Annotated in this window: 10 protein-coding genes and 3 pseudogenes; 5 read left to right on the forward strand and 8 right to left on the reverse strand. The window is 71.7% G+C overall.

From position 1 onward, the window contains the following. A pseudogene (locus tag TR50_RS47285) lies at window positions 1-344 on the forward strand (hypothetical protein); the annotation flags it as partial. 51 nt (window positions 345-395) lie between these two features. Here TR50_RS47285 and TR50_RS35330 read toward each other — a convergent pair. Continuing rightward, window positions 396-593, reverse strand: coding sequence for a hypothetical protein (locus tag TR50_RS35330; protein WP_042431890.1), 198 nt, complete (start codon window positions 591-593; stop codon window positions 396-398). A gap of 141 nt (window positions 594-734) precedes the next feature. Here TR50_RS35330 and TR50_RS35335 point away from each other — a divergent pair, with 141 nt between their 5' ends. Continuing rightward, entirely contained in the window at window positions 735-1,715 is a 981-nt protein-coding gene (locus TR50_RS35335; protein WP_042431892.1) for an aldo/keto reductase, read from the forward strand. Next, window positions 1,715-2,365 (forward strand): nucleoside/nucleotide kinase family protein, encoded by a 651-nt coding sequence (locus TR50_RS35340; RefSeq protein ID WP_042431893.1) that lies wholly within the window; start codon window positions 1,715-1,717, stop codon window positions 2,363-2,365. Before TR50_RS35335 ends, TR50_RS35340 begins: the two co-directional genes overlap by 1 nt. Window positions 2,366-2,394: 29 nt before the next feature. Here the strand turns inward: TR50_RS35340 and mscL are convergent, their stop codons facing one another. The 3 genes and pseudogenes from mscL to TR50_RS35355 form a co-directional block, all read right to left on the reverse strand. After that, window positions 2,395-2,823, reverse strand: coding sequence for a large conductance mechanosensitive channel protein MscL (mscL, locus tag TR50_RS35345; protein ID WP_042431895.1), 429 nt, complete (start codon window positions 2,821-2,823; stop codon window positions 2,395-2,397). 48 nt (window positions 2,824-2,871) lie between these two features. After that, window positions 2,872-4,479, reverse strand: a pseudogene (locus TR50_RS35350) (MDR family MFS transporter); the annotation flags it as partial. A 47-nt stretch (window positions 4,480-4,526) separates the two neighbouring features. Then, a complete protein-coding gene (locus tag TR50_RS35355; RefSeq protein ID WP_052441712.1) occupies window positions 4,527-5,039 on the reverse strand; it encodes a MarR family winged helix-turn-helix transcriptional regulator in 513 nt (170 codons plus the stop codon). 262 nt (window positions 5,040-5,301) lie between these two features. Here TR50_RS35355 and TR50_RS35360 point away from each other — a divergent pair, with 262 nt between their 5' ends. Further along, window positions 5,302-6,840 (forward strand): S53 family peptidase, encoded by a 1,539-nt coding sequence (locus TR50_RS35360; RefSeq protein ID WP_084701539.1) that lies wholly within the window; start codon window positions 5,302-5,304, stop codon window positions 6,838-6,840. Window positions 6,841-6,931: 91 nt separating this feature from the next. On the opposite strand, the gene TR50_RS35365 is transcribed toward TR50_RS35360, so the two are convergent. Continuing rightward, window positions 6,932-7,519 carry a DUF4240 domain-containing protein gene (locus TR50_RS35365; RefSeq protein ID WP_042431898.1) on the reverse strand — a complete coding sequence of 196 codons (588 nt, stop codon included), beginning with the start codon at window positions 7,517-7,519 and terminating at the stop codon, window positions 6,932-6,934. 108 nt (window positions 7,520-7,627) lie between these two features. Between TR50_RS35365 and TR50_RS35370 the strand changes: the two genes are divergently transcribed. Then, complete coding sequence (locus TR50_RS35370) at window positions 7,628-8,212, forward strand: class I SAM-dependent methyltransferase (protein WP_201776917.1); 585 nt, start codon at window positions 7,628-7,630, stop codon at window positions 8,210-8,212. Window positions 8,213-8,338: 126 nt separating this feature from the next. Here TR50_RS35370 and TR50_RS35375 read toward each other — a convergent pair whose 3' ends face one another. From TR50_RS35375 to TR50_RS35385, 3 genes and pseudogenes are all read right to left on the reverse strand, one after another. Next, complete coding sequence (locus TR50_RS35375) at window positions 8,339-8,833, reverse strand: peptidylprolyl isomerase (protein WP_042431904.1); 495 nt, start codon at window positions 8,831-8,833, stop codon at window positions 8,339-8,341. An 85-nt stretch (window positions 8,834-8,918) separates the two neighbouring features. Further along, window positions 8,919-9,455: a L,D-transpeptidase gene (locus TR50_RS35380; protein WP_152648816.1), complete on the reverse strand. Its 537-nt coding sequence runs from the start codon at window positions 9,453-9,455 to the stop codon at window positions 8,919-8,921. A gap of 116 nt (window positions 9,456-9,571) precedes the next feature. Next, window positions 9,572-10,655, reverse strand: a pseudogene (locus TR50_RS35385) (hypothetical protein); the annotation flags it as partial.

Raw genomic sequence — 10,655 nt, forward strand, 5'->3', positions numbered from 1 at the left:
GGGGAGTCGCGGGCGGCACCGGCACGCCGCCACCGCCGCAGACGCCCGCCAGCCTCGCGGTCACCGCGCTCCAGACAGCCGACACCGCTTCGCGCTGGTGCCAGAAGGTCACGCTCACGCTCGCGAACAGCGGCGACCGCGCCGCCACCAGCGGCACGGTGACCTTCGCCACGCACGTCATCGGCGCGCTCGGCGTCGACTGGTGGACCTACCGGACCAGCCAGCCGCTGGCCGGGCCCGTCGCCGGGCACGCGAGCGAGAACGAGAGCTGGACGATCTGCCTGGACGCCTGGCGTGTCCCGCTCGGCATGCACCTGGAGACCCGGACGGCGACCCTCGGCTGAACCGCCCGAAGCCGCAGCCGAACCCGGAGGCCTGCCTGAAGGCTTGAAGGCCTACTTGAAGGCGAGGTAGACGACGCCGATCACGACCACCAGGCCGATGATCACCGCGGCGGCGAGGACGCCGGTGCGGCGCGACTCGCTCGGCGCGGTCGCCGGCTGGGCCACGGGCTCCTCGACGAAGGCACGGAACATCTGCGTGCTCGCGGAGGTGTCCTCGTTGGAGGGCTGGTAGTTCTGGTAGTTCGACATGTGCCCTGACTCTAGCCAATGACGCCCGGAAGCTGGACCCCCGAATGTCGCAGCTCTGTGACAGAAACCCCGGATTTCGAGTGGAGAAGTCGTGCGGCGTGTCGGGGAACACGTCCTCCCCCACGTGTCGTTGAGCACGGCATGACCTCCTCAGCACGTGTGCAGCTCGGCAGCTCCGGCCTCTCCGTCTTCCCGCTCAACCTCGGCGGCAACGTCTTCGGCTGGTCCGCCGACGAAGAGCAGTCCTTCGCCGTCCTCGACGCCTACACCGCCGCCGGCGGCAACTTCGTCGACACCGCCGACGTCTACTCGGCCTGGTTCCCTGGGAACTCCGGCGGCGAGTCCGAGACGATCATCGGGGCCTGGACCGCCGCCCGGGACAACCGCGACGACGTCGTGATCGCCACCAAGCTCGGTGCGCACCCGCAGTTCAAGGGTCTCAAGGCCGACACCGTCACCGCCGCCGCCGAGGCCTCGCTGAAGCGCCTGGGCACCGACCGGATCGACCTGCTCTACACGCACTTCGACGACGAGTCCACGCCGGTCGAGGAGATCATGACCGCGTTGGACGCGCTGGTCCGCGCGGGCAAGGTCCGCGAGATCGCCGCCTCGAACATCTCCCCGGCCCGTCTGCGGGCGTCCATGCAGTTCGCCCGCCGCGAGGGCCTGGCCGAGTACGTCGCGCTCCAGCCGCACTACAACCTGGGCCACCGCCACGCCTACGAGGGCGAACTGGCGGGCGTCGCGGCCGAGTTCAACATCTCCTGCGTGCCCTACTACGCGCTGGCCGGCGGCTTCCTGACCGGCAAGTACCGCGCCGGCGGCCAGAAGGTCGACAGCGTGCGCGCAGGCTCCGCCGAGAAGCTCGCGGCGAGCGAGCAGGGCCAGCGGGTCCTTGCCGCGCTGGACGCGGTCGCCGAGGCGCACGGCGTCGCGGTCGCCACCGTCGCCCTCGCGTGGCTCGCCGCGCAGCCGACCGTCGCCGCGCCGATCGCCTCGGCCCGCACCGTGGAGCAGCTGACCGACCTGGTCGCCTTCCCGGAGCTCACGCTGAGCCAGGCCGAGCTGGACGCGCTGACCGCCGCCTCCGAGCCCGCCGAGCCCGCCGGGCCCTCCGCCTGATGCCGCAGGTCCGGCCGCTCACCCCGGAGTCGCTCGCCGAGGAGCTCGCGGAGCGGATCGCCGAGCTCGCGACGGCCGGCTCCGAGGACGGCCGGGCCTTTGCCAGGGTCGCCGTGGACGGCGCGGACGCCGCCCGTCCCGGCGATCTCGCCGACGCCCTCGTCGAGCCGCTGCGCCTGCGCGGGCGGCCGGTGCAGCGGATCCGGGCCCGGGACTTCCTGCGGCCCGCCTCGCTGCGCTACGAGTTCGGCCACCACGACCCGGACGCCTACCTGGACCGCTGGCTCGACGCGGGCGCGCTCTTCCGCGAGGTGTTCGACCCGCTGGAGCCCGGGGGATCGGGCCTGGTCCTGCCGACCCTCTGGGATCCCGCCACCGACCGCGCGACGCGCGCGGAGCGGGTCCCGCTGGCGCCGGGCGGGGTGCTGGTGCTCTCCGGCCCGCTGCTGCTGGGCCGCTGGTTTCCGCTCGACCTCGCCGTCCACCTGCGGCTGACCCCGGCCGCGCTGGCACGCCGCACGCCCGAGGCCGAGCGGTGGACCCTCCCGGCCTTCGCCCGCTACGAGGCGGAGGTTCGCCCGGAGGAGTCCGCCGACATGACAGTGCGGGCCGACGATCCTCGTCGGCCCGCACTGGTCGTCAACGCGTGACGGTCAACGTCTGACTGTCACTGCCCGGGTCACTGCCTCGGGATGGTGGCGTACTCCACCGGCAGCTGCGCGGTGCAGAACGCGCAGCGGCTGGCGGCGGCCGGGATGGAGCTCAGGCACTCCGGGCAGTCCTTCTTCGGCGCGTCCACGTCCGCCTTCGTCGAGAAGCGGGCGGTGAGCTTCGTCGCCGGCAGCACGACGCCGAAGTAGACGACCCCCGCGGTGATCAGGAAGCTGATCGCCACGCTGATGAAGTCGCCGTACTTGAACGTCGAGCCGTGGATCGTGAAGCTCGCCGAGTTGTAGTCACCGGCGTGCTTCGTGAAGGCTCCGATGAACGGGGTCAGGAAGTCCTTCACGAACCCCTGCACGACGGACGTGAACGCCGCACCGATGACGACACCGACGGCCAGGTCGATCACATTGCCGCGGAGCAGAAACTTCCGGAATCCATTCATGGCGGGTCACGGTATCACCCGGCAGGGTGATGCGAGTTACGCCGAGATGTCCGCTTCCTCCGCTGCCCGTGCCTGGATCCCGGAGACCTTCCGCAGCGGAACCTCCTTGATGATCAGGGCCAGCAGGAACGCGACCACCGCGACGCCGGAGGCGATCAGGAAGACCAGGTGCATCGAGTCGGCGAAGCCGACCTTGAACGGCGCGGCCAGGGCGTCCGGAAGCTTCTGGATGAAGGAGGAGTCGCTCAGCACCGACGAGGAGTTCGCGCCGGACAGCGCGTGCGGGTTCTGCGCGTAGGCCTGCTGGAACGCCGGGGTGTGCTGGGCGGCGGTGAAGGCCTTGGCGACGTTGTCCTTCACCGTGCTGAACAGCACCGAGAGGAAGATCGCGGTTCCGGCCGTGGCACCGAGCTGACGGAAGAAGGTCGCCGAGGCGGTGGCCACGCCCATGTCCTGCGGCGGGACCGCGTTCTGCACGGACAGCGTCAGCGTCTGCATCGTGAGGCCCAGGCCGACGCCGAAGACGGCCATGTAGCCCATGGTCTCCGGCAGCGGGGTGTTCCACTCCACCCGGAAGTGGAAGAGGAGCATGGAGCCGACCATGACGGCGGTGCCGACCACCGGGTAGATCTTGTAGTGGCCGGTCCGGGCGATCAGCCGGCCGACGACGATCGACGTGACCATCATGCCGAGCATCAGCGGCAGCATCATCAGGCCGGACTTGGTCGGGCTCGCGCCCTTCACGATCTGCAGGTACTGCGGGATCATCATCATCCCGCCGAACATCGCCATACCCACGAGGACCGACAGCACGCTGGTCTGGCTGAAGACCTTGTTGGAGAAGAGCCGCATCGGGATCAGCGCGGCGTCGCCCATCCGGCGCTCCACCAGCAGCCACACGACGATGCCGATGGCGCCGATCGCGTAGCAGCTCAGCGAACGGGCGGAGGTCCAGCCCCAGCTCTGGCCCTGCTCGGCCACCAGCAGCAGCGGCACCACGCCGAGGGCGATGGTGACGGCGCCCCACCAGTCGATCCGCTGGTCGCGGCGGACGTGCGGGACGTTCAGCACCTTGGCGACGACGACCAGCGCGATCATGCCGATCGGCACGTTGACCAGGAAGACCCAGCGCCAGCCGGAGATGCCGAGAATCGTGTTCTGACCGGCCAGGAAGCCGCCGACCAGCGGGCCGAGCACGCTGGAGGTGGCGAAGACGGAGAGGATGTAGCCCTGGTAGCGGGCGCGTTCGCGCGGCGGCACGATGTCGCCGATGATCGCCAGCGCCAGGGACATCAGACCGCCGGCGCCCACACCCTGGAACGCGCGGAACCCGGCCAGCTCGATCATCGAGGTGGAGAAGGTGCAGGCGATCGAGCCGACGACGAAGATGCTGATCGCCGCGAGGAAGAACGGCTTGCGGCCGTAGATGTCGGAGAGCTTGCCGTAGAGCGGCGTGGCGATCGTCGAGGTGATGAGATACGCCGTCGTGGTCCACGCCTGCTGGCTCAGACCGTGCAGGTCGTCGGCGATGGTCCGGATCGCGGTCGAGACGATGGTCTGGTCGAGCGAGGCCAGGAACATGCCCATCATCAGGCCCGACAGGATGGTCAGGATCTGGCGGTGGCTCAGTCCGGCCTTGGCCGCGGCGTCGGGTATGCCCGGCGCGGCGGCGGTGGCCGCCCCTCCATGGCTGTTGCTGCTGCTCACTTGGCTGCTCCCTGCTCGGCGGTGTGGTGCCGGGCGAATTCGTCGTTCAGGCGGGACAGGAGACGGACCAGCTCTCGGCGGTCCTCTCCGGCCCAGTTCTCCATCAGGGCGCTGAGCTCCCGGTTGCGCTGCTCTCGGAAGGCCTCGAAGGCGGCCAGGCCGCTCGGGGAGACCGAGAGCAGCGCGCCGCGCCGGTCCTCAGGGTCGGGCGTGCGCTCCACCAGGCCGCGCTCGACGAGCGAGCGCACCTGACGGCTGACCGTGGACAGGTCCAGGTGCGCCTCGACGGCGAGATCCGTCGCGCGCCTCGGACCGCAGCGGACGAGGACCGCGAGCAACACGCGGTCTCCGCCGCCGTGTTCGTCACGCGAGCGCTGCTTGCGCGCCTGGAGGAACCGGAAGAAGCGGACCAGCTCCTCCCCGAGCTCCGCGGCCACCGGGTCGGCCTGCTCGGCCCCCCGCGTCTGGTCGGCCTCGTCGGCCTCGTCGGCCTGTGTCGTCCGCGCCACGGCGACCCGCCCCCCGCTTCCCTACTTAGTTGCTTGCTCCCAGCAACTAAATGTAGCGCACACTCGTCCGCGCAAAAACCACCTCAGGGATGAGCTCGGCTCGGGCTCAGGTCCTAGCACCACGATCCGAGGGGACAGAGGTTGCGCTCAGGTCTCGGTCGTGTCCAAGGCGTAGTGCGGACGCCCGGTCCGCCTCTAGCGTGGGCGCGCACGAACCTGATCCCCTCTCACACCCTCTGGAGGGCTCTCTATGGTTCCATCCGTGCGTCGCCGACTGCTCGCCGCAGTCGTGGGCGGCCTGACCCTGGCCGCGCCCGGCGCGGCACTCAGCGCAAGTGCCGCCGCCTTCACCGCGACAGCCGGCTCGGCAGCCACCGCAGCAGGCACCTCGGCGGCCGCGTACCCGCAGGTCAGACCGACCGTCGCGGAGTACACCCAGCTGACCGCCTCCAACACCCCGCCCACCCAGGACCAGTGCGGATCCGTCGGCCGACGCTGCTTCAGCCCGCAGTCCGTGCAGGCCGCCTACGACCTCGGCCCGCTCTACGCGTCCGGCGAGAACGGCGCGGGCATGACCATCGCGATCGTGGACTCCTACGGCAGCGACACGATGGCCCACGACCTCCACGTCTTCGACCAGGCGTTCGGCGTCGCGCCGATGTGCGGCGAGGAGGCCGTCACCTGCGCGCCCGGCATGCCCTCCTTCAGCGAACTGCACCTCCAGGGCGCCCCCGCCACCGTCGCGCCGCCGTCCACCAGCAAGGGCACCGGCCAGGAGGACAAGGCCGCCTGGGCGCTGGAGGTCTCCCTCGACGTGGAGACCGCGCACGCCATCGCACCCGGGGCGAACATCCTGCTGGTCACCACGACGACCGCCGAGACGCTCGGCGTCCAGGGCTTCCCGCAGATGATGGCGGCCGAGGACTACGTCGTCCAGCACCACCTGGCCAACGTCATCTCGCAGTCCTTCGCCTCGGGCGAGGGAGCCTTCGCCAGCACCGCGGCCCTGCAGAACCTGCGCTACGCGTTCCAGGACGCCGCGGCCGACGGCGTCACCGTCCTCGGCTCCTCCGGCGACAACGGCTCGGCGATCACGACCAAGACACCCGTCAAGAAGGGCGGCACCACGCTGCCGGACCCGGGCGTCGAGTGGCCGGCCTCCGACCCGCTGGTCACCGGCGTCGGCGGCACCTACCTGTGCACCGACGCGAACGCGGGCACGAACAGCGCCCGCACGGCGGACAGCAGCAGCAACCCGGCCACCTGCCAGGTCCACCCCGGCCAGGCCGAGATCGGTTGGACCGACAGCGGCGGCGGCTACAGCTCCGTCTTCGCCCGCCCGTCCTACCAGGACACCCTGCCCTCCGGCAGCTCCGCCATCGGCGCGATGCGCGGCGTGCCGGACGTCTCCCTCCAGGCCAGCGCCGGCACCGGCATGCTGGTCTACATCTCGCTCCCTCCGGACGGCACCAGCGGCCTCTCCTGCGGCAGCACGGCCTGCAGCACCGGCTGGTACGACATCGGCGGCACGTCGCTCGCCTGCCCGCAGTGGGCCGGCCTGGTCGCGATCGCCGACCAGATCAACGGCGGCAGCCTGGGCCCGATCAACCCGGCGCTCTACAAGGTGGCGGCGAACCCCACGCAGTACGCGGCGGACTTCAACGACGTCACCGTCGGCAACAACACCGCCGACCCGTCCGTCCCGGGCTACCCCGCGTCCCCCGGCTGGGACCCCGTCACGGGCCTCGGCACCCCCAACGCGGCGCTGCTCCTGCCGGACCTCGTGGCCGCCTCGCACTGACCTGCCTCGCACTGACCTCTGGTCACCCCGCTTTCCCCGCCCGCGTTCCCTGTCCGGCGTTCGCGCCGGGCAGGGGACGGGGGAGGCGGCGTCAGACGGCGGGCTCCCCCTCGTAGAGCGCCGCCAGGCGCGGCAGCCTGCGCCGCATCTCGGCCCTGTCGTCGAAGTCGAAGTTCCACGCCTGGTCCAGCTCCGGGTACCGGACGCTGAACGACCCGGCGGGCAGCTGCTCGCCGCCCGTCGCGCGCCGGTGCGCCTCCCAGGCGATGGACAGCGCCTCCTCCCCCTCCAGCTCCCATCCGTGCGCGGCGGCCTCGCGGACCGGGGCGAGCTCGGCCAGCGCGTCCGGATCGGCGATCACGCGCTCGAAGACCTCCTGCCCCTGGAGGATCAGCCACCCGCGGAAGTAGTCGAACCCGTCGTCCGAGCAACCGCCGTTGATCATGTAGGCGGCGGCCCACAGCGGGCTGCGGTACGACTCCTCCATCAGCGCCCACAGCGCCCGCTGCGCCGCGACGATCTCCCCCACCTCGCACCGCGCGAGCAGCGCCGAGGCCGTCGTCGCGACCGCGCCGCACGCCTCCGCACCCCCGCCCTCCGCACCGCCGACGGCACGGGCCTGCTCGATCAACCGCCAGAAGGCCCGGGCGCCGCTCCGGTCGCCGTTCGCACTGTCCATGGCCCGAGCATGGCACCCACCACTGACAACCCCGGCGACAGATCCGGCGACGGATCCGGCGGTCCCGAGGGGCTCCGGCGGACGTGGGCGTCGCGCAGAATGGGCGACGTGATCGATGACTGGGAGCCCTTCTACCGGGCCACCGCCGACAACCCGGTCCGCCCGCTCTGCCTGGAGGCCATCGCGACCGCGGGCGAGCCGCACGACCGTCTGGCCGTCGACCTCGGCGCGGGCGCCGGACGGGAGACTGCCGCGCTGCTCGACGCCGGCTGGCGGGTACTCGCCCTCGACGGCGCCCCGGGGGCGCACCTGCGGATCGAGGCCGCCGTCCCGCCCGTACGGCGGGACCGGCTGACCGTCGTGGAGCAGTCCTTCTCCGCCCTCGACCGGCTGCCGGACGCGGGCCTGGTCTACGCCGGCTACGCCCTGCCGTTCCAGCGGCCGGAGGTCTTCGCCCGCACCTGGTCACCGATCCGCGCCTCGCTGCGACCGGGCGCGATCCTGGCGGTGAACCTCTTCGGGCCGCGCGACACCTGGGCGGACGACCCGGAGCTCACCACCCACAGCCCGGCCGAGGCCCGCGGCCTCCTCGACGGCCTGGAGGTCCTGGCGCTGCGCGAGGAGGAACGCGAGGGGGTCGCGGTCTCCGGCCCGAAGCACTGGCACGTCCTCGACCTGCTCGCCCGCGCCTGAGCGGGCCCGGACACGCGTGGGGCGCCCGGCCCACGACGGGCCGGGCGCCCCATCCGCGCGGGCGGATCACTGATCCGCCCTGTCCGCAGGATGCGTCCGATGTGTCGGATGCGTCGGATGCGTCCGTCAGACCGTGCCGGACTTGGCGATGCTGATCTTGGCGCTGGTCGCGCCGCTGCCCGAGCCCAGGGACTCGATCTTCTTCACGAGGTCCATGCCCTCGACGACCTCGCCGAAGACGACGTGCTTGCCGTCCAGCCAGTCGGTGACGATGGTGGTGATGAAGAACTGCGAGCCGTTGGTGTTGCGGCCGGCGTTCGCCATCGACAGCAGGCCCGGCTTGTCGTGCTTCAGCTTGAAGTTCTCGTCCTCGAACTTCTCGCCGTAGATGGACTTGCCGCCGGTGCCGTTGCCGCGGGTGAAGTCGCCGCCCTGGAGCATGAAGGCCGGGATCACGCGGTGGAAGTGCGAGCCCTCGTAGCCGAAGCCGTGCTCACCGGTGGCGAGCTCGCGGAAGTTGCGGGCCGTCTTCGGGACGGTCTCGTCGTACAGGCGGAAGACGATCCGGCCGGCCGGCTCGTCGTTGATGGTGATGTCGAAGAAGACGTTTTCGTTACTCATGGGCACCATCCTCACATCCCCGGACCGCTGATCGCTCCCGGTACCACCCGCACGACACCAGCCGGTCCGCTTCTGCGCAGGACTCTCACGATCCGGGCTTGTGCCCCCACACCTCGACCACGGTGCCCTTCCGCGTCAACGGCCACAGCCGCGCCGCGTCGTGGACGGTCAGATTGACGCAGCCGTGCGAGCCGGGACCGCTCCTGAGGTTCCCGTAGACCCCGTGCAGCGCCTCGCCGCCGCTGAAGAACTGGGCGTACGGCATCGGGGCGTTGAACAGGGTCGACCAGTGGTGTTCGTGCCGCCAGTAGATACGGAACGTGCCGGTCCGCGTCCGCTGCCCGCGTCGGCCCGTCCGCACCGTGACCGGCCCGAAGACCACCGACGTGCCCCGCACCACCCACAGCCGTTGGGCGTTCTGGTCCACGCAGACCACGAGCCTGGTCCCGCTCGCATGGCAGTGCCGCTGCTCCGCCGCCGTCGGATACACCGCCCGTGCGCTCGCCGCCTCCGCGGCGGGGGCGAACACGGCGCCGCACGCCGTCGTCAGGAACGCCAGTACCGCCGCGAGGGCTCCGCTACGCCCGAGCCATCGGGATGCCCGGAAAGAACGTTTCTCCATGACCCTCAACGGTGGCCAGCGGGCAGGGAACTGAACCGCCGTCGAGCAGTTCTTCATCCCATCGGATCAGCCTTCGATCCCTCGGCCGGACGCCTGCCCGCCTCCGCCCGGAACCCTCAGTCCCGGCCCGTCAGCACCATCGGCTGGGGCATCGACTGGCCGGGGTGGTCGACCACGCCGACGACGGTGACCGACCCGCCGTAGAGGCCCACCGCCCAGGGCGCGTACTGCGTGGTCGACGTGTTCAGCGGCAGCCCGAGCGAGACGGCGCGGCCGCCGCTGACCCGCAGCCCGTAGCCGTCGCCGGCGCTGTCGGTGGAACTGCCCACGGCCACCACGCCGCCCGGCGCCGCCGCGACACCGGTCAGCGGGCCCGCGGCCGCCGGGGCGGCCACACGCGTCCACCCGTGGCCGTTCCAGTGCTCGATCAGCGCCTGGCTGCTGCGAGCGCCCTGCGCGCGGTAGGCGCCCACCGCCCAGATGTCGCCTCGACCGTGCGCGGCGATCCCCATCAGGTCCCCGTCGGAGCCGTTCGCGGTACCGCCGAACGCGGATCCCCGCTGGGCGGTCCAGCTGCGACCGTCGTAGTGCAGGGCGAGCGGGACGTTGCTGTCGCCCTGGGCGACGGTGCCGACCGCCCAGACGTCGTCGGCCGCGACCGCGGTGATCGAGTTCAACTCCCACGCCGCCCCGACCCGGGGCAGCGCCACCCGCTGCCATGCCTTGCCGTTCCAGTGCGCGACCAGCCCCTGGTCGTGCGACGAGGCAGGCGTCCCGGGCTTGGCGGGATCCGAGACCTGGAGCCAGCCGGCCGCCCAGGCGTTCGACGCGCCCACGGCGGACACGCTCAGCAGTCCGGCGCTCAGCGCGCCCGACGGCAGGGCCAACTGCTGCACCGACCAGCTCCTGCCGTTCCAGTGCTCGGTGTAGACCCCGCCCGTGGGGGCGCCCGCCGAGGTGGTGCCGCAGTCCCCGACCAGCCAGCCGTCCCGGTCCGAGACCGCCGCGACGGCGTTCATCCGCACCGGCACACCCTTGGCCGTCGGAACCTGCTTCCACGCCTTCCCCGCCCGGTCGTCCCGCGCGAACAGCACCGGGGAGAACCGGAGACCCTGCCGCGGCCCCTGCTCGGTGATCGCCGCGCCCACGACCCAGACCGTGTGCGCGTCGGGCGCGGCCGAGCCGAGGAGGGTCGTGTCC

The sequence above is a fragment of the Streptacidiphilus anmyonensis genome (assembly GCF_000787855.1).
Classification (GTDB): domain Bacteria; phylum Actinomycetota; class Actinomycetes; order Streptomycetales; family Streptomycetaceae; genus Streptacidiphilus; species Streptacidiphilus anmyonensis.

What these genes read in the sequence shown, in the direction of transcription:
- TR50_RS35365 (WP_042431898.1), bottom strand. Translation starts at nt 7,519, where the DNA reads ATGGACAGTGCGAACGGCGACCGGAGCGGCGCCCGGGCCTTCTGGCGG.
- TR50_RS35375 (WP_042431904.1), bottom strand. Translation starts at nt 8,833, where the DNA reads ATGAGTAACGAAAACGTCTTCTTCGACATCACCATCAACGACGAGCCG.
- TR50_RS35380 (WP_152648816.1), bottom strand. Translation starts at nt 9,455, where the DNA reads ATGGAGAAACGTTCTTTCCGGGCATCCCGATGGCTCGGGCGTAGCGGA.
- TR50_RS35335 (WP_042431892.1), top strand. Translation starts at nt 735, where the DNA reads ATGACCTCCTCAGCACGTGTGCAGCTCGGCAGCTCCGGCCTCTCCGTC.
- TR50_RS35330 (WP_042431890.1), bottom strand. Translation starts at nt 593, where the DNA reads ATGTCGAACTACCAGAACTACCAGCCCTCCAACGAGGACACCTCCGCG.
- mscL (WP_042431895.1), bottom strand. Translation starts at nt 2,823, where the DNA reads ATGAATGGATTCCGGAAGTTTCTGCTCCGCGGCAATGTGATCGACCTG.
- TR50_RS35340 (WP_042431893.1), top strand. Translation starts at nt 1,715, where the DNA reads ATGCCGCAGGTCCGGCCGCTCACCCCGGAGTCGCTCGCCGAGGAGCTC.